Here is a 19507-nt window from a genome sequence, read left to right on the forward strand (position 1 = left end):
CAAACGCAGCAAGGGATATGGTCAGCGGCCGAATGCATCCATCACCGCGTCGCCCGTGGCGCGGCGCAGGTCCAGGATCCCGGTCTCCCGGTGGCGAGTCGGGTGAACCCGGTTGGTCAGCAGGGTCCAGGCGATGCCGCGGTCGAAGTCGATCCATAGCCCGGTGCCGGTGAAGCCGGTGTGGCCGATCGTCTCGCCGGAACAGGCATCTCCGCCATGCCAACCATCGAAGCGCCGTTCCCAGCCGCAGGTGCGGTCGGCGTGGACCGGCGTCCGGATCGCCTCGATTATGGACGGGGAGGCGCCTCTGCCGTCCAGCAGGCTTACAGCGAAATCGAGCACGCCAGCGACCGTCCCGAACAGGCCGGCATGGCCCGGTGCGCCGCCGAGCGCCCAGGCATTCTCGTCATGGACCTCGCCCTTCATCACCCGGCCGCGCCAGGTGCAGTCCTCGGTGGCGACGGCGGGCCCCGGCGGTGGTCCGTAGCGCAGGCCTGGGCCGAGCGGCCAATCGCTGAGCGGCTTGCCGGTCAGCCGTTCGATCGCGATGCCGAGCAGAATGAAGTTGATGTCGGAGTAGACCGGCGGCCCCTGGCGCCATTCGCGCTGCAGCACGAAGGCGCGGAGCCGGGCGGGATCGGCGCCATAAGTGTAGATCGGTTCGACCGCGGGGAGAAAGGTGCGGTGGGCCAGGCAATCGCGGAAGGTGAGGCGGCGCTCGGCCGCATCGGCGACGTCATATTGCCGCAGATCGGGAATGGCGTCGGTGAGCGGCCGGTCCAGGTCGATTCGGCCCTGCTCGGCAAGGCTGAGGATCATCGTGGTGGTGGCGATCACCTTCGACACGGAGGCGAGATCGAACCAGTGATTCTCCGTCAGCGGTTCCGGCTCCGGGACCAATGCGGCCATCCCGGCGACCCGTACGGCTCGGCTGCCGTCGGCACGCACCACGCCCAGCATTGCGCCGGGGATACGTCCGGCTTCGACGGCCGCGCAAGCGGGCGCAAAGGCTTGATCGATCACGCCGCCGCCTCGTCGTCGCGCGCGCGCGGGCGTGCCCGGCTGATGATCGGCAGGAACAGCAAGGCGGCGAGGCTCAGCACGCCCGAGAGCAGGAAGAAGAGGTCGAAGCCGGCATGGCCGGCCCGGTCGAGGCTCTCGACGATGGCGCCGCCGGCGCCGGAGAGCAGGCGCGGCAGCAGGAAGGCGAAGCCGGACAGGAAGGCATATTGCGCGCCGGGGTATCGCGGGTTCACCAGCAACGACAGATAGACCACGAACACCGCGCCGGCCATGCCGTTGCCGAACTGGTCTGCCGCCGTTGCGATATAGAGCAAGGCTTCGTCGACCGGCTGGTGGGCGAGCCAGACGAAGCCGAAATTGCCGAGCGCCGCGAACAGCGCGCCGATCGTCAGCGCCCGCGCCTGCGGCCATCGCGCCGCCATCAGGCCTCCCAGTCCGACTCCGACGATGCTGGCGACCAGTGCCACATAGCTGTCCGCGCGCCCGATCTCGGTGAGCGAGTAACCGAGCTGCTTGATCATCGGCTTGGACAGGTTGAGCGCCAGCACGTCGCCCATCCGGTAGATCGATACGAAAGCGAGCAGCGCCAAAGCGATCGTGCCATAGCGCCAGAAGAAATCGACATAAGGCCCGATCGCTGCGGACCGGCGGGCGCGCGAGGTCGGCGGCAATTCTCGGATTTTGGGCAAGGCCGCGGCCATGATCAGGAAGGGCAACATGCAGAGCGCCAGCACGTAAGGCGTGACATTGGTCTTGGCGCTGATCCCGATCCCAGACGCGGCGCCCAGCAGCAGCCAGCCGACCGAGGCGGTGAGCGCGGTCGTGGCCAGCAGGATGGCGGTGCTGGCGATCAGGCCCTGAACCAGCGCCGTGCTCCGCCTTGCAGTCCGGTTCGGCTCGCGCGGCAGGGCAACGAGCAGCGGCAAAGGGAGGAAAGCGGCGGCAGCGATCGCCAGATAGGCGCCCGTCCAGCCCCAATCGGGCTGATCGGCGATCAGCAGGGCACCGCTGCCCGCGGCGACCATCGCGCTGCGATAGCCCCACAGATTGGCCGCCGCGAGCGGACCCTGCTCTTCCTGGGTCGGCGCAAGCTCGATCCGCCATGCATCGGCGGCGACTTCCAGCGTGGTCGTCCAGAAGGCGAGCAGGACGGCGAACAAAGCGGTGATGCCGAGACGATCATCGTCCGCGGTGAGGCCCATCGCCGTCAGAGCGGTGACGATGCCGAGCTGGGACAGCATGATCCAGCCGCGTCTCTTGCCCCAAAAGCGGCCGAAGCCCGGCACGTCGAACCGGTCCAGCATCGGCGCCCAGAGGAACTTGAACGTCGGCAGCAATTGCACCCAGGCGAAGAAGCCGATGACCACCAGTCCGACTTCATGCGCCTGCAGCCGCAGCGACAGCACCGTCGAGAACATGTAGAAGGGCAGACCGGCGGAAAAGCCGAGCAGGAGATAGAGTGCCTGGCGGCCGAGGCCGGGACGAACGGCGGGCGGCGCGACGGGGATCGTGTCAGTCACGCACAGTGTCCATCATCGCCGGCCTTCGATCACCGGCGGCACGCTCGGCTCTCACTGCGATCCGGTCAACCCAGGTGTCTTGGCTGCGAATGCTGCTCTCGGCACCTCGTGGCACTGAGAGCAGCATCCGAGACTCTAGCGGAACCGAAGACGAATACCGGCCCGGAAGGCCCGGCCGAGAAGATCGCTATAGGTGCTGTTCGCGGCGAGCCCGGTCTCCGGCAGGAGGATCGGATCGGCATCGAGCAGGTTGGTGATGTTGAGGAAGAATTCCCCGTCGCCGCGTCCAAGTGCGTCGAACTTCGCGGTGAGATTAAGGTCGACGTAGAATGCGCCCTTTATGTCAATGTCGTCATAGGTAGGGAATTGGGTGGTCGAGACCGGACAATCGGTCTGGCACTCGATGACACCCGCAAGATACTTGCCCGCGCTGACACCGCGCGCCACGCCTGTGATGGCGAAGCTGTCGGTATCGTAGGTTGCGCTGAATCGGTAGATCCACTTTGGCGTGCTGTACTGGCCGCCATTGAAGCCAACCGTATTCAGCGGCACGACCCCGGGTATCCCGGTGTCGGTGATGTTGTCGATGTAGCGGGTCGCCACGCCACGCAGCGCGATGTTGCCGTCTGCGCCTTGGAAAATGCTGTCCAACGAACGACGGTAGGACGCCTCGAAATCTACGCCGCGGACAAGCTTGCTGGCGAAGTTGAACGGCTGGTTACGCAGCAGGATGCGGGCAGCGTTGTTCGGATCCTGGATGATCGCGTCGCAATATTCCTGCACGCCCTCGAAGCATCGATCGACGATGTTCTGGGCTGTAAGGAAATCGATCACGTCCTCCATCTCGATCCTGAAATAATCCACCGAGGCGCTGAAGCCGGGCAGGAAACGCGGCGAGAAGACCGCGCCGACGTTCCAGCTATCGGCTTTCTCCGGCCGCAGATTGGGATTGCCCGTCGCCGTGGCCGAGTAGGAGATGCTGGCCCCATAAGTGTTGCCGAGCGGACCCGACCCCGGGAAGAAGGGGTTGCGCACCGCATCGGTGTTGGACGAGCCGGCCTGGAACAATTCGTTCAAGTTTGGCGCGCGAATATCGTGTGAACGAGTCACTCGGAGGCGGATGTCATCGATCGGTTGCCAGGTCGCGCCCAAGCGCCAGGTCGTAACATAGCCGGAACTCGAATAATCGGTTGCCCGAACCGCACCGTTGAATTCGAGGCCTAGGCCCAGCGGCACGACGGTTTCGAGATAGGCTTCCTTGACGTCGTATTTGCCGTTGGTCGGCAGATAATTGCCGACCGACCATGCATTGAGCGTGGTCACGCCGCCCGCAGGGTTCGGGGTGATTGCCGGTTGGAATTCGGCAGGCACGAAGCCCTTGATCTTCTCCTCCCGATATTCGCCGCCAATGGCGACGCTGACGTCGCCGCCCCAGGTCGCGAACGGGGTAAAGGACAAGTTTGCACCCGTTACGATCTGCTCCACGACCTCGTCGCGATAGGGGTCTCCAAGGATGTAATCGATGGCCGCTGGGTTGGCGACGCCGATGCCAAGCCGGTTGAGCGGCACGCAATTCGGATCGTTGTTGTTCGGGTTGGCGTCGGCGTTGACCCGGCAAACGATCGGGCTGGAGGTATTTCCCGGGACCGAGAACACAGCGTCCACCGCTTGCGCCGTGCGCTGCGTGTGCATGATGTTGCGCAATTGCTCGCGCAGGTCGGCGCGACCATATTGTCCATAGACGTCCCAGCGCGCCGGCTTGTCGAAAAGCGAGAACTCGCCTTCCGCGCCGATCACGTAACGCTGCACCTCGCGTACGTTGTTCGCCGCGCGGAACGGCAGGTCGACTGCGGTCGTGCCGATCGTCACCGCGGTGATCCCGGCAAGCCGCTGCGCGCCGAGGGCCTGGATAAGGAAGGCATTGTCGCCCGCGAGAGTGCTGGCACCCGCCGAGCCTGCGCCGACATTGGCAAGGCTCGGCGTGCTGGTGGTCGAGGCCAGGTTGGGACCGGCGTTGAACAGCACTTCCTGCCAATTGTAAGAAGCCTCTGCGAACAGCGTCACGCCGTCGGCGACGTCAAAGCTGATCCGACCAAACAGGCTGCGGCGATCATCCTCCGCGTCGAGCCCGATGCGGCGACCGGAATCGTTCACCTGCCAGTCGCCGCCTTGGGTGAGGGTCGGCGGCGCCGAGCCGTTAGCTGCGGGGAAGGTCAGGTCGCCATATTGGAACTGGTTCACCGAGCCGCCCGGGCCGAAATAGATACCGCGGAGCCGGTTGGCGGTGCCGCCGAGCGAATTCAGGATGATGCTGCCCGGCGTGGAGTTCGTCGGGCCCACCTGACGGCGGATCAGGAACTGCGGAACGCTGCTGTTGGTGGTCGCGCTATAGGCTGGATTCTGGATGCGCACGTACCCGGTCGCATTCCAGTCGCGGTCGACCTCGAAAATGCCGTCGCGGTGGGCGATTTCGCCGCTGACGATGACGTGCCCGCGGCCTCCGGCGAAGGAGGTGCCGCCGGCCAGGCCGAGCGAATAGTTGAAGCCGTCGCCATGGGTGGTGATGCCGCTGTCGGCCTGGAGCTTCAGCCCTTCGAACTTCTTGTCGAGGATGAAGTTGACGACGCCGCCGACCGCATCCGAGCCGTAGGTGGCGGAAGCGCCGCCGGTGACCACTTCGACGCGCTCGACCAGCAATTGCGGGATGGTGTTGACGTCGACCAGCCCGGTGATCGTCGACGCGACCGAGCGGCGGCCGTCGAGCAGCACCAGGGTGCGGACCTCACCCAGATTGCGCAGGTTGAGTGCGTTGATGCCGGCCTGGCCACTGCTGAGGTTCAGGCGCGAGTTGGACGGGCGGGTCGATCCCGCCAGCGAAGGCAGTTGATTGACGAAGTCGGCAATGTTGTTGGTCGGCGAGCTATTCTCGATGTCCTCGCGGGTGAGCACAGTGAGGGGCGTCGGCGCCTGATAGCCGTCGCGGGCGACGCGCGTGCCGGTGATGACGATATTTTCGTCGCTCCGAGCGGTGGTGGTCAGCGATCCATCCGCCTCCGCCGTGGTCGCCTCCACGGGGGGCGTCTCGTCCGCCGTCTGCGCGGAAGCGGCGCTGGCCATGGTGAGCGCGGCAATTCCGGACAGGGCGAGGAACGGGGCCTTGCGGCGTTCGGCTGTCGATCGAATGTTCATATGTCCCCCTTCGGTGTGCCGACATTTCCGGAATCGGAAAGCCTGCCCTCCAACGACCTCTTATATCCCCGCGTCGGCATCTGACATGTGCGGTGTTTGCGCAGGAACCGACGGAAGGTGCAGGGCAGTGCCGAGCAGCGTCAATCCCCTTCGGCTTCCAATCCTTTGCTGGGCCATAGACGCAGACTATGGCGCCCCCATAGCCTTGTCTTATGGTCGCCCGAGCCTTTGGCATGTGACGCCTCGTCGGCCGCCGGTTTAGCGTCGACCGTCACGAAGGTGGAATTTTGCCGATGCTCGATCGTCGTTCATTCTTGCTGGGCTCCGCGGCGGCGCTGGCCATGGTGCCTGCCGGTACCGAGGCTGCCGGATCGCTGCCGCGCGGGGGCGTCCGGCAGGTGGATGCGGCGGGCCTATCCAGGCCGATCGAGATCATCGATGATCCGTATGGCATCCCGCACATCCGTGCGCGCTCCATCCCCGATGCGTTTTTCGGGCAAGGCTATGTCGTTGCCCGCGACCGCCTGTTCCAGATCGATCTCGCGCATCGGCGGGAGCTCGGGCGCCTTGCCGAGGCCTTCGGACCCGACTTCGCGCGGCACGACGCGACTGCGCATCTGTTCCACTATCGCGGCGATCTCGATGCCGAACTCGCGCGAATCCCCGCCGACATTCTCGCCAGCGCCAAAGCCTATGTGGCGGGCATCAATGCGCGCATCGACGAAGTCCTCGCCGATCCCGCTCTGCTGCCGCTCGAATATTCCATCCTCGGCGTGCGGCCGCTGCGGTGGGATCTGCGTGATCTGGTGCTTGCGCGGGGAGTCCAGGGCGGCAGCGTCGAGGACGAAGTGCGCCGCGCCCGGCTGGCGGGAATGGGCCTGCTCGATTTCGACGCAGTGATGGCGCCGCTCCGTCCGGCCTCGACGTTGCGGGTGCCGGAGGGCCTCGACGCGGCTGCGGTGTCCGATGCCGATCTTGGCGTGCTGCGCGGCGGTGGGCTGCCGTTCGGATCGATCATCCCGGTGCCGGATGCGGCCAATCCCGGTGCCGCGGAGCGCGCCAACGCGGGCAGCAATGCCTGGACGATCGCACCGGCACGCAGCGCCACCGGGCGGCCGATCCTCGCCAACGATCCGCATCTCGGCATCGGCGGTTTCGGGCCGCGCCACGTCGCCCATCTGAGCGCCCCCGGGCTCGACGTAATCGGCGCCGGCTCGCCCGGCCTTCCCGGCATCATGCAGGGCCACACCGATCGCTTCGCCTTCGGACGAACCAACTTCCATATCGATCAGGAAGATCTGTTCATCCTGGAGCTCGATCCTGCCGATCCGGAGCGTTACCGTCACGCCGGCGGCTGGAAGAGGTTCGAACGCACGGAGATCTCGATTCCGGTGCGTGGCGGCGCCCCTGTCACCTCGGTCCTGCGCCACTCCGTCCACGGGCCGGTCGTGTCGCACGACCCTGCCCGAAGGCGGGCGACCGCGCTCGCGGCTATCGAGCTGCAACCGGGTGCCAGCGGCGCGTTCTCGATGATCGCGATCAATCTCGCCCGGGACTGGACGGGCCTGCGCAGAGCGTTTCGCTTCCATCCTTCACCGACCAACTTCCATTATGCCGATGTCGACGGAAATCACGGATGGCAGGTGATCGGCTTCGTGCCGATGCGCCGCAAGGGCGACGGCCTGATGCCGGTACCCGGTGACGGCCGCTACGACTGGACGGGCATGCGCGATTTCCGTGCGCTGCCGAGCGCATATAATCCGGCCGCGGGATGGTTTGCTTCGGCAAATCAGAACAACCTTCCGGCCAACTGGCCGCGCGATCGCATTCCGGCCTTCTCGTTCCGAGATCCCTATCGCTACGAGCGCATTGCCGAAGTTCTCCGCGCGCAGCCGCAGCACAGCCTCGGCGACAGCGTCGCGCTTCAGCACGACACGCTGTCGACGCCGGCCCGACAGCTCATCGCTTTGCTTCCGGCGCGCGGCTCGGCCGGCGCCCAACCGGCAATCGCGATGCTGCGCGGGTGGGATGCTCGGATGGATGGCGGCAGCGGCGCGGCCGCATTGTACCAGATCCTTTGGCGCGAACTCGGCGACAGGATGCTTGCGGCGATCGTGCCCGACCGTGCGCGCGCACTGGTCGACGAGATTGCGCCGTCAGTGCTGCTCGGCCTCCTTGCCATGCCCGACGCGCGGCTCGGCGCGGATCCCGCGGCAGCGCGCGACGCTCTCTTCGATGCAGCGCTTGCCGCCGCCTGGGCGACTGCCGTCGGGCGGCTCGGGCCGGATCCCGCCACGTGGCGCTGGGCGGCCCTTCACCAGGTGCGCATCGCGCACCCGCTCTCGCGGCTGCCGGCCATCGCCGCTGCCTTCCCGGCGATCGAAGGCGAGGGATCGGGCGGCGACTCCTATACGGTGATGGCGCGCTGGTTGCGCGATGCGCCGAACTGGCAGACCAGCGGCGGCGCCAGCTATCTCCAGGTAATCGATGTCGGTGCGTGGGACAATTCGCTGATGCTGAACCTGCCGGGCCAGTCCAACGACCCGCGCTCGCCGCATTATCGCGATCAATATCTGCCGTGGACCGGCGGAAAGTTGCAGCCAATGCTGTTCAGCCGCGCCGCCGTGGATGCGCAGGCGGCGGGCCGAACGCTTCTGCGGCCGGCCCGCCGACGGTGAGAGTGCCGGCGCCCTGAGCCGAGAATCCGGGCGCCGGCATGGTATCGATTAGCGGAACAGCGAGGTGATCGTCTGCGGCGCCTGATTGGCGATCGACAGAGCCTGAACGCCAAGCTGCTGCTTGACCTGGAGACCCTGCAGACGCGCCGATTCCTTCGCCATGTCGGCGTCGACGAGATTGCCGATGCCGCCCTCGACGACGTCGGAAAGCTTGCTCGTATAGGAAGCCTGGGCGTCGATCTTGCGCGAAGCCGCACCGAGCGTGCTGAGCTTGGCGTTGAGGTTCTTGGCGATGTCGCCAAGATCGTTGACCATCGTCTTTGCAAGGGCGGCGGTGTCGATCTTGCTGGTGGTAGTCAGCTTCTCGAACGTACCGCCGGAACGGCCAAGGTCGAGCTCGAGGTTGTCAACCGAGAGCGAATCCGGAGTGTAGGTGCCCGAGTTGCTGTCCGTGTCGCTCAGCGACTGCAGCGCCGTAACAGTGCCGCCCGAAGCCTTGAGAAGGTTCGTGCCGTTGAAGGTCGAGGAATCGACGATCGTCTTGATCTGTTCGCGGAGCGCCTCGAAATCCTTGTTGATGGCCGTGCGGCTCTCGGTATCGATACCACCGTCAGAAGCCTGCTGAGCCTTCTGCTTCATCTGGTTGACGATGTCCGAGATCGATTCCGCACCGGCGACCGCAACGTCCGTCACGCTCTTGGCGCGCGACAGCGAGGCGCCGACGGCCTGGAGGCCGCCCTGGTCGCCGCGAAGCGTCTGCGCGATCGTGTAGGACGCGGAATCATCCTTGGTCGACGAAACCTTGAGGCCGGTGTTGATTCGGCTCTGAACCTGCTCAAGGCCTTTGTTGGTGGCGTTCAGGCTCTGCAGAGCGGCCATCGCGCCGGTGTTAGTGTTCACGGAAAATGCCATTCTAAATCCCCCATTTGAGCGGTCTCCACCCGAGACCTGGGCCTAATCGCGGCCCGTCGGCGGCGGGCGAAAGCAGCCCGCAAGCATATTGTGGATGGGAAATGGCCGTTCTGTCGGTCGCCACGGCTTTTTTTGTTCAACCGCTCGAGAAATTTCATGCAAGGCGGCGCACAGGGCCCCTCAGCGTGGCGCATTCATCGATGATCGCACCATACCCTGTGACCGAGAAAGCACGGTCGGACAGGATCACGCATCCGCATCTGCCAGTCTACTTGCCTGCCGAGTGTGCCGATGTAGGAGGTCCTTTCGACATGGATGCCAGCGCCGCGGTCAGTCCGGAAGCTCGAAAAGGGATGATTATGACACAGCATTACAAGGTGCGTCTTCTTGCCTCCACATTGCTGATCGGGATGGCCGGTGTGTCGATGCCGGCGTTCGCGCAGACGGGCCCGGTCGAATCGATCGCGCAAACCGACGAGAGCGCCGACGATTCTGCGGGTGAAGAGGCCGGCAGCATTGTGGTGACCGGTTCGCGCATCGCCCGGCCGGACGTTTCCGCTTCGGTTCCGGTTGCCGTCCTGTCCAACGAGGGCATTCAGGCGACCGGCGCGGCCAATCTCCAGGACGCCCTCGCCGACCTTCCCTCGGTCGGCCAGAATCTCAGCCGCACCTCGAGCAATTTTTCGACCACCGGCAACGGCCAGGCGACGGTGAACCTGCGCAACCTCGGATCGGCGCGCACGCTCGTCCTCGTCGATGGCCGCCGGTTCGTCGCGGGTCTTCCCGGAACGTCGATCGTCGACCTCAACACGATTCCGACCGATCTCATCGAGCGGATCGAGGTCGTCACGGGAGGCGCTTCCGCCGTCTACGGCTCGGAGGCGATCGCCGGCGTCGTCAACTTCGTGCTCAACGATGATTTCACCGGTGTTCGCGTGCGCGGCCAGGGCACGATCTCCGACGAAGGCGACGCAGCACGGCAATATGTGTCGGTGACCGCCGGAACCGGCTTCGCCGACGGCCGCGGTAACCTGATCGTCTACGGCCAATATGACCGGGACGCCGGGCTGCGTTCACGCAAACGTGCCTTCTCTGCCACCGACGTGCCGAACCGCAGCTCGTTCGCGGCCCAAGGATTGTTCAGCCCGGATGGCAGCTTCGCTCCGGGGGCCTCGACCTTCACGTTCAACCAGGGGAACCAGGTCATCCCCTATCAGAGTGCCAACATCAACGGCTACAACCGCAACGATGATCGCTACCTGGCCGTCCCGGTCGAGCGCTATCTCGGCACCGTGCTCGGCAAGTTCGAGATCACCGACGGCATCGAACTGTTCGTCGAAGGCGAATATGCCAAGACCAAGGCGCGTTCGAGCCTCGAGCCGCAAGCAGTGGCCAACACCGATCTGACCAACGCGGACGGCACGGGTTATGCCGGCATTCCCCTGACCAACCCGTTCATTCCGGCACAGATACTGGCGGCAGCAAACGCGCTGAACACCGATGCCGATCCGGACAACGACATCACTGCAATCCCCTTCCGCCGCCGTTCGAACGATATCTTCGACCGCAGCAACCGCAACGATCGCGAGCTCTGGCGGGTGGTCGCCGGCGTCCGCGGCGAACTCGGCAACGGCTTCAAGTGGGACGTCTTCTACAATCACGGCGAGTCCAAGGATTCGACGTCGTCGGAGACCATCCTTGGGCCCAATTACGTCAATTCGCTGAACGCGGTCGCCGGACCCAATGGCCCGGTCTGCTCGATCAACGTCGATGCCAATCCGAACAACAATGATCCGGCATGCGTGCCGATCAACATCTTCGGCTTCAACACGGCGACGCCAGAAGCCTCCAACTACGTGACGGACGGCGGGCTGCTGTCGACCTACAATGCCAAGGTGCAGCAGGATGTTTTCGCCGCAACCATCTCCGGCGACGCCTTCACTCTGCCCGGCGGCGCGCTCGGCTTCGCGGCCGGCGTGGAATATCGGCGAGAGAAGAGCAGCGAGGATTTCGACGAGGCCACCAATCTCGGCCTGACGCTCGGCAACTTCCTCTCCGACACGCGCGGCAAGTACAATGTGAAGGAAGGCTTCGTCGAGCTCGTCGCCCCGATCCTCGCCGACCGGGCCGGCTTCCATTATCTCGGCCTCGAAGGCGCGGTCCGCTATGCCGATTACTCGACGGTGGGCGGGGTCTGGAGCTGGAAGGCGGGCGGTGAATATGCGCCCACCCGCGACATCCGCTTCCGCGCGATCTATGCCGAGGCGACCCGGGCGCCGAGCATCTCGGAACTGTTCTCCGCGCAGAGCGAGACCTTCCCCGCCGTGACCGATCCCTGCGATCAGCGCGCCGGAGAGGGCGACGGCGCCCCGATCGTCGTGGCGGGCGGATCGCTTCCGGCAAGCTGCCTTGCCATTCCGGCAATCGCCGCCGCGGCACAGACGGCCGGCGGCTTCGTTTATTCGACCGCGCAGATCCAGACCATCAACGGGTTCCTTGGCGGAAATCTCGGTCTCGAGGAAGAGAAGGCCAAGACTCTGACCGCAGGCGTGGTGTTCACCCCCACCTTCCTGCGCAATTTCAGCCTGACGGTCGATTATTATCGGATCAAGGTCGAGAACGCGATCGGCATCATCGGACAGCAAACGTCGCTCGACGAATGCTATACCGGCAGCGGCGAAGATATCTTCTGCGACAACGTCGTCCGCGATGCCACCGGGCGGGTGATCACGGTCAACGCGCTGAACCTCAACACCGGATCTTTCCTGGTCGAGGGCATCGACACGCAGGCCCGCTTCAACCACGATTTCGGCCCTGTCCGCCTCGATCTCTCGGTCTACTGGAACCACCTGCTGTCGCAGGAGCAGACGTCGTTCCCCGGCGGGCCGACCCAGGACGAAGTCGGTCAGCTCGATTGCTACAGCTGCGGTCGCCTCGGCACCGGATTCAAGGACAAGGTGTTCGGCTCCGCGATGCTGTCGACCGATGATTTCTCGCTGAACTGGCGTGCCAACTACTACAGCTCGGTCGTTGATGACGTCACCGATCCGGATCCGATCCGGACCGGCGCCTTCTGGTACCACGATGCCCAGCTCCGGCTCGGAGTCGGGCCCAAGGACGACCGGAAGTTCGAAGTCTATTTCGGCGTGAACAACATCTTCGACAAGAGGCCGCCACTGTTCAACGACACCAATCCGGTTACTTTCCCGGGTACGCAGACGTCGGCGACAACCTACGATCTGTTCGGCCGGATGCTCTACGCCGGAGTCGACTTCCGCTTCTGAACCGCGTTCCTGACCCGCCACCAGGTTCCGTTACCTGGTGGCGAAGCGCGTGACGGGATCGTTTGACAGGTCCGTTCCTGCCCAAATGGCGCAGGAGCGGACCTGCGTCGTATCCGGCACCCGCCGAGCCGGCGGCATGGAAGCAGAGCTCAGCCAAGCACGTCCGTGAGCACGCGCGCGAAGTTGCCGCCCATGGCCTGCTCGATCTCGCGCCGGCGAAAGCCGCCTGCCTCGAGGGCGCGTTCGATGCGGGCCATTCGGTCGAGCGTGTTGAGTTCCGGAATCACGACGTGCTCGGGTGTCCAAGCGAAGCCCGGGATGCCGAGGGCGTGCATAGCGCGCCACCATTCGAGATATTCCTTCACGCCTTCGCGATTGTCGTTGTTGAGCTTCAGCAGATTTTCCTGACCTCCCATCGGAAAGTCGTTTGCGATCCCGACAGCTTCGATCCCGCCGACCTTGATGACGTGCCGAACGTGGGCGAGGAGGTGCTCGACCCGGGGCACGGCATCACGGGTGAGCCAGAAGCTCATCATGAAGATTCCGATCACGCCGCCGCGGTCAGCGATGGCTCGGATCGCCTCGTCGGGGATGCAGCGGGGATGATCGAGGATCGCCCGGCACGCGCCATGGGAATAGACGACCGGCGTGCGGCTGAGCCGCGCGGCCTCGATCATGGTCGCGACCGACCCGTGGGAAACGTCGGGCAGGATCCGCAGCCGGTTCATCTCGTCGAGGCCGGCGACGCCGAGCCTGGTGAGACCGGTCTGAACGGGCTCGATGGCGCCACCGGCAAAAGCCGTGTCGTTGTGATGCGTGAATTGCAGCACCCGAAGGCCCTTGTCGTGAAAGCGTGCGAGCCGCGCAAGATCGTCGCCCACGGGCTCGCACGACTGGAATTGCAGAAAGGCGGCACAGCCGGGCCGGTGGCCGATGTCGCTGCCGCGCTGCGCGACGAATGCGACATCGCTGTCGCGGAGTCGGGCTGCCCCGGCATCGAGGGCTGCGTCATTGGCCTCGAACGTTCTTCGGTAGCGCGGCGTCCCATCGGGATCGCGCACCTCTGCGACCTCCGAGACGTCGCAGATCATCGCGTTCAGACCGGCAGCAGCAATGTCCGACAGAGTCTTGGGCAGGAAGCTCAGCCCGTCGACGAAGCCGGGGGCGGGCAGGGGGGAGCGTGGCGAGCGGCTGGGGACGCACCCTGCAAGCGGGGCTGCCGCAAGCGCGCCAAGAATGGACCTGCGAGAGCAGGCAAGCACATCATCCGGCATTCAATCGCTTCCTTCGGAGGCTGACGTTCGGTCCTGCGCCGGCTCGCTCAAACGGCGCTGAGCGAAAGACAGCGCGGGTGGGTCGATATGGACGATCCCGTCACGCAGCAATCGATCCGCCACCCTCGTATTCCGGTGCTGCCCGCCGCGCATGCCGGGGAGCGCGAGCTTGAACCCGCGCGGCGTCGCGCAACTCGGATCCGCCGTCTTGGCAATCGGCACGGCATCCCGAGGTCAGCGCGCCTCGTTGCAAAGGGCGTCGATCAGCTGAGCATGGAGCCCCTCGGCGACACCGCCTTCCAGCGCAGAGTCCGCGACCGTCGTCGAGACGTCCGCGCCGCGTTCGAGCAGCAGGTGAACGGGGCACCTCTGGGCGATCTGCACCAGCCGATCCCGCTGCTCCTCGGGCATGTCGCCGAGTTCAAGCACGCGTTCGAACCGGTCCCGTCCCGCGGGCGACCCCTTGTGATGCGTCACTCGAACGCTCATCCGATCCGGGCTCCAGCCCTTGCGCTCGGCATAAAGCCGCATCGTCATCAGCGTGCACGCCCCCAGGGCGGCCTCGATCAGGTCGAACGGATTAGGCCCCGACGATCCGCCGCCAAAGGCTGCCGGCTCATCGACCGTGAGCTGATGTTCACCCGTATCCACCCGCACCTGAAATCGACCCGCCCCGGTCTCCTGGACCAGCACGGAATCCTCCGACTCGATCACGATGGTTCCTTCCTCTCGGTCATTCGCACGCGAGCTTAACCAGAATCCGGCGCCAGTGCGGCATCATTGCTCCCGGATGCTCGGGCCTCACTTCAGGCCGCGCGGCCGTCTGAACCAGAAGCTCCACACCGCCAGCGAGCCTAGGAGGAACAGCGCCAGACCCGAGATGGTCATCACCATTCTCCAGGCAAAGCCGCCGACCTTGGCGGAATGGACCGGATAGGCCTTGTTGAACAGCTGCGCCCCGGCCGGGAGCGTCAAAGCGTCGCGGGCAGCGAGGATACGGCCGTCCGCCGCGTCGATCCACAGGGTCGAACGCCCGTTCGGCAGCCATTCCGAGGCGCGCTTCATGCGGATCTGGATGGGATCGCCGGGCTTGCGCGGCAGCGACAGGATCCGGATCGTCGCGTCCGGGAAGCGGGCGTGGGCCGACAGGATGATCCGCTGCCAATCCGGCCGCTCCGGCATCGCGCCGCCCTCGACCTCGGGCGCCGCAAGCGACGCTGAGACGCTGCCATAAGCCCCGAACGGCGCCACCGCCGCTTCGCCGACCGGACGGAAGATCATCATCGTTCCGGTCAGCGCCGACAGCAGCAACAAAGGCGCGACGACGATGCCGAGATCGCGATGGTGCGTGACGATCGCCGGCCGGCTCATCCGCTTGGGCAGCAGCCGGAATTTGAACGTCCGCCGCGTCCGCCACCACAGGATTACACCCGTCAGGACGAAGAGCATCGAGGCGGTGCCGGCGATGCCGATCACCGTCTCTCCCGCATCCCCGGCGAACAGATGATGGTGGAAGTCGAACAGCCAGAGCTCCGGGCGCTGCCACTGGCTCGACCATCGCGCAACCACCGTCCCGGCCTGATCCGAATAGGCGCCGCTTCCGGCTGCGGTGCGGAGCTGGTGCAGGCCGAACCGGTCGCTCGCATAGACGATGCTCTGCACGTCGCGCTCGGCCAGCAGCCGCGCCGTCGTGCCGGCGATCACGGCCGGATCGCGGACCAGCGGATCGCCGGCATGGGGGAGGGCGATCCACGCATCCTTGTGCACCAGGATCGCGCCCGACAGACCGATCAGGGCGAGGAGCAGGCCCACCAGACCGCCGGTCCAGCGGTGGAGGAGATCGAGCAGGCGGATCAGAACCGGTAATCCCAGCCGAGGGTGATCGTGCGTCCACGCCCGGCGAAGAAGCTGAGATTGTCGGTCGGCAGCCGCGTGTCGCTGGAATAATCGATGTAGAATGCGTCGAACACATTCTGCGCGCTGAGGCTCAGCGCGCCGAAGCCGATCTCATATCGGATCGCGGCGTCGGTGACGTTGTAGCCGCCAAAATCGTTGCGCGGATCCCGGATTCGGCCGGTGAAGGTGCGCGACAGGAAGAATTGCGTCTGGACGCGCAGCGACAGCGGCCCGCGCTCATAGCTCCCGGCGAGGTTGAGGCGATCCGGCGAGATGTTGGTGCCGTCGAGATCGGTGTCGACGAGCCCGTCGGGAACCAAGTCGCTGTCGTAGCGCCCGTCGAGATGCGCATAGCCGACCGACACCCGCGCCCCGGGGATCGGCAGCGCCACGCCGAGATTGATCTCGAGGCCCTTGATCTCGGTGCGCAGCCGCTGGACGTCGAAGATGCCGCCGGGCGCGGCGATCAGGAGCTGGCCTTTGTCGCTCGACGACCAGAAATAAGCGAGGCTCGCGTCGAGCGGACCCCGTTTGACCTCGAGGCCAATCTCGCGGTTGTTCGAGACGATCGGGCTGATATCGAGATAATTGTCGAGATCGACCCCCGGCGTGCGGATCGCCCGGGTGATGCGGCCGATGTCGGGAACGGTGAACCCTTCTGCATAGCTGGCGTAAGCGCGTATGCCCTCGAGCGGCTCGAAGATCACGCCGCCATTGACCAGCAGATCGTCGAACTTCGGGCTTCCGCCGGACACGTCCACGCCGCCGAATGTCGACTGTCTTGGCGCGACGAACGTCGTCGAGGCGAGCGTGCGGTAATCGTCGATGCGCATCTCCACATTCTCCCAGCGCACGCCGCCCGCCAGCCGCACCGTGTCGCCGAAGAGCGCGAGGTTGAGCTGCCCGAACGGCGCGAGGCTGCGGAAATCGGTCGGCGGCACCCAGGTCCGGTCGGTGGCGATCAGCCGCTGCTCGGTCGAGTCCCACAAGGCATCGAAGCCGAGGATCGCGGTCAGTCCCTGGAAGCCGGGGATCGCCCGCTCGTAGCTGAACTTGCCGCCATATTTGCGGGACCGGTTTTCGGACTGGTCGAACAGGGTGCCGACCGGCGCAATCGCCGGATCCTGGAAGGTGGAGATCGGCGCGATCTCGCCGCCGAATATGTCGTGGGTGCGATTCCAGAAGATCTGGGTGACCAGGTTCCCACCCCACACCTCGGTGTCGGTGAGCGACAAAGCGACACTTTCGGTGCGGCTGGCGGCGGGTTCGCCCGGCGGCGTTCCGCGCACCGCGCTGGTCGGCAGCCCCGTCGCACGGTTGCCGGGAATCGCAATGAAATCGCCGTCTCCATCGAGCTGGAAGCGGCTTGCGATCAGGTCGATCCGCGCGGTGTCGCTCAACGCATAGCCGAAACGTCCGAACAGCGACCAGGATCGGGAATCCTGGGTCTCGCCCTGGGTGAGATTGAGGCCGACCGGATTGCCGCGTCCGTCATAGAAGACGCCGCGCTTGTCGTAGGCGCCGCCGACGCTCGCATCGAACGGGCCTGTCTTGTACTGAACGAGCCCGGCCATCTTGCCGCCGAGCCCGTCCTCGTGGACGTCGGCATCGGCACTGCCCTGGACGAGCACGCGCCCGCTGAACCCCTCGGTGCGGGGTGCGCCGACGGTGACCTGGTTGACCACACCGCCGGTCCCGCCGATGCCTTGCAACGCATTCGAGCCGTAAATCAGCTCCACGCGGTCGACGAAGAAGCCATCGATGGTGAAACCGTCCCGGCTGCCGTCGCGCAGCGGGGTCGATTGTGGAATTCCGTTGATCGCATAAAGCGGGGAGCGTCCGCGTAGCGTCTCCCCGGCGCCGGACAGCTTCTGGCGTGTCGGGGAGAAGGACGGGGTAAGGGCGGAGACGGCGTCGGTGACCGAACCCGAGATCGCGATCTGCTGGTCGAGCGCTGCCTTGTCGATGACGTCGACGGTAAGGGGCAGGGCACTGGGCGGCAGGATCGACCGCGCCGCGGTGACGACGATCTCTTCTCCCGCCGCGGGCGAGCCGTCGTAACCTTCGCCGTCTTCGTCGACGTTGGCGACGCTCGCGGCCGCATCCTCAGCGTAAGCGGGCTGGGCGGCAAGCGCGAGCAGGGCGGCGGCGGCCAACAAGTGCCGGCGGTAAGACGAACACATCGAAACTCCCCTTCGCTGTGCGCTCTATCCAGCGCACAACGCTATTGCAAGTCAGTCGCAACTGGGGTGTTCTTACGTGCCTGTCCGACCCTGGCCGCCTGCGGGCGCGCCACTCCGTCCTCAGGCGAGCCGATTACAGAGCGGGCGCGCGGTTTCCCTGCGTGATTGCGCCCGGAAGGCAGGTTTGCGCCGGCTGGGTGCTGGCGGGCTCGGTTGCGTCGCGGACGATCTCGGCGAGTGTCCGGGTTCGCAGGTCGGGGGCGGCGCAGCGCGTGGTCATCGCGGGCGCCGAAGACTGCACCCCGGTGAAGGCGCTGGCCGGTGCCGTCACCGAAGGTTGCGCCGGAGCAAAGGTACTCGCCGGTGCCTTCATCGGCGAACGCGCGGCGGTGAAGGCGCTGACCGGAGCCGCCACCCGAGGCTGCGTCGGAGCAGAGGCACTGGCTGGTGCCTTCATCAGTGAACGCGCCGCGGCAAAGTTGCTGGCCGGTGCGTTCACGGGAGGTCGCGCCGGGGTGAAGGCACTCGCCGGTGCCTTCATCGGCGAACGCGCTGTGGCAAAGGCGGCGGCTGGTGTCGTCGCCGGAGATAGCCCCGTGGCAAAGCCGGTGGCCGGCGCCGTTGCCTTGACAGCGAACCGAGCCTGCGAAGCCTCGGCTCCGAATGCGTCGTAGATGGTGCGCGCCGCGGTTGCGATCACCGCGGGTCGGTTGACGCCGCCGCGGGCGAACAGGGCAACGGCGATGCGGCGGCCATCGGGCAGGGTGACGAACCCGACGTCCCCAGTATAGCCGTTGAGCGTTCCGGTCTTGTGCTCGACCCTGGTGCCGGCCGGCAGCAGCGCCCGCATCCGGTTCCGGCCGGTGTGACAGCGGCTCATCATGTCGAGCAGCAGAGACCGGCTTGCCGGCGTCAGCGCCCGAGGACCATCTACGGTGCGCAGCAGGCTCAGCATCGCGGTGGGCGTGCTGGAATCGCGGACATCGCGCAGATCGCGGCGTGCACTGAGCAGCTGGGCGATCGTGCGGTCGACGCGGATGCCGCTGAGGCCGTGGCTGCGCATCCAATTGTCGATCACCTGCGGTCCGCCGAGCTCGGCAATCAGCAGATCGGTGGCGCGGTTGTCGCTGCGGGTGATCATCTGGTCCATAAGGGTGCGCGCGCTCACCCCGGCGATCAGCGTGTCGAGGGACCGCTGTCCCGCGTCGACCTGCGACAGATACGTCGCGGCGACCGCGACCTTCATCGTGCTCGCCATAGGGAAAGGCTCGTTGCCGTTGAAGCTGATCATCGTGCCGGTCGCGAGGTCGACGGCGGCAATCCCATATTCGCCCGGGTTCTCGGCCGCCATCGACGCGAGCTTCTGCTCGACGGCCTTGTAATCCGGCGAGGCCGCCGCCGGCTGGGCGACGAAAGCAAGCATCCAGAAAAGCATCGCAACACGCCGCATCGACACGCTCCACCCCGCAGACCACAGAGCTTGCACACCCGTGCAAGCCGCAGTGGTGAATAGCATGGTCAGATTAACGCGGGGCATGCGCGAGGTGT

Annotated in this window: 11 protein-coding genes; 2 read left to right on the forward strand and 9 right to left on the reverse strand. The window is 65.8% G+C overall.

All coding sequences use genetic code 11. The annotated features are described in order from the left end of the window. Nucleotides 1-21: 21 nt before the first annotated feature. The 3 genes from C7I55_RS20210 to C7I55_RS20220 form a co-directional block, all read right to left on the reverse strand. Nucleotides 22-1023, reverse strand: a complete 1002-nt coding sequence (locus C7I55_RS20210; protein WP_106514830.1) for a serine hydrolase domain-containing protein — start codon at nt 1021-1023, stop codon at nt 22-24. After that, on the reverse strand, nt 1020-2543 hold the full coding sequence (locus tag C7I55_RS20215; protein WP_233222321.1) for an AmpG family muropeptide MFS transporter: 1524 nt from the start codon (nt 2541-2543) through the stop codon (nt 1020-1022). The genes C7I55_RS20210 and C7I55_RS20215 overlap by 4 nt, the downstream gene beginning before the upstream one ends. 135 nt (nt 2544-2678) lie before the next feature. After that, nucleotides 2679-5732: a TonB-dependent receptor plug domain-containing protein gene (locus C7I55_RS20220; RefSeq protein WP_199192959.1), complete on the reverse strand. Its 3054-nt coding sequence runs from the start codon at nt 5730-5732 to the stop codon at nt 2679-2681. Between the two features lie 293 nt (nt 5733-6025). Here C7I55_RS20220 and C7I55_RS20225 point away from each other — a divergent pair, with 293 nt between their 5' ends. Next, nucleotides 6026-8410, forward strand: a complete 2385-nt coding sequence (locus C7I55_RS20225; protein ID WP_106514831.1) for a penicillin acylase family protein — start codon at nt 6026-6028, stop codon at nt 8408-8410. A gap of 48 nt (nt 8411-8458) precedes the next feature. On the opposite strand, the gene C7I55_RS20230 is transcribed toward C7I55_RS20225, so the two are convergent. Continuing rightward, a complete protein-coding gene (locus C7I55_RS20230) occupies nt 8459-9322 on the reverse strand; it encodes a flagellin (RefSeq protein WP_106514832.1) in 864 nt (287 codons plus the stop codon). Between the two features lie 359 nt (nt 9323-9681). Here C7I55_RS20230 and C7I55_RS20235 point away from each other — a divergent pair, with 359 nt between their 5' ends. Continuing rightward, nucleotides 9682-12606, forward strand: a complete 2925-nt coding sequence (locus C7I55_RS20235; protein WP_233222322.1) for a TonB-dependent receptor domain-containing protein — start codon at nt 9682-9684, stop codon at nt 12604-12606. A 149-nt stretch (nt 12607-12755) separates the two neighbouring features. Here C7I55_RS20235 and C7I55_RS20240 read toward each other — a convergent pair whose 3' ends face one another. From C7I55_RS20240 to C7I55_RS20265, 5 genes are all read right to left on the reverse strand, one after another. After that, nucleotides 12756-13880, reverse strand: a complete 1125-nt coding sequence (locus C7I55_RS20240) for a membrane dipeptidase (protein ID WP_106514833.1) — start codon at nt 13878-13880, stop codon at nt 12756-12758. Nucleotides 13881-14114: 234 nt separating this feature from the next. After that, nucleotides 14115-14594 carry an OsmC family protein gene (locus tag C7I55_RS20250; RefSeq protein WP_158266517.1) on the reverse strand — a complete coding sequence of 160 codons (480 nt, stop codon included), beginning with the start codon at nt 14592-14594 and terminating at the stop codon, nt 14115-14117. A gap of 87 nt (nt 14595-14681) precedes the next feature. Next, nucleotides 14682-15734 carry a PepSY-associated TM helix domain-containing protein gene (locus C7I55_RS20255; protein ID WP_106514836.1) on the reverse strand — a complete coding sequence of 351 codons (1053 nt, stop codon included), beginning with the start codon at nt 15732-15734 and terminating at the stop codon, nt 14682-14684. After that, the gene (locus tag C7I55_RS20260; RefSeq protein WP_106514837.1) at nt 15734-17959 is read right to left on the reverse strand and encodes a TonB-dependent receptor; all 2226 of its coding nucleotides are present in this window, start codon (nt 17957-17959) and stop codon (nt 15734-15736) included. The genes C7I55_RS20255 and C7I55_RS20260 overlap by 1 nt, the downstream gene beginning before the upstream one ends. A gap of 133 nt (nt 17960-18092) precedes the next feature. After that, entirely contained in the window at nt 18093-19409 is a 1317-nt protein-coding gene (locus C7I55_RS20265; RefSeq protein ID WP_233222323.1) for a serine hydrolase, read from the reverse strand. Nucleotides 19410-19507: the final 98 nt, after the last annotated feature.

Source organism: Allosphingosinicella deserti (assembly GCF_003012735.1).
GTDB classification, from domain to species: domain Bacteria; phylum Pseudomonadota; class Alphaproteobacteria; order Sphingomonadales; family Sphingomonadaceae; genus Allosphingosinicella; species Allosphingosinicella deserti.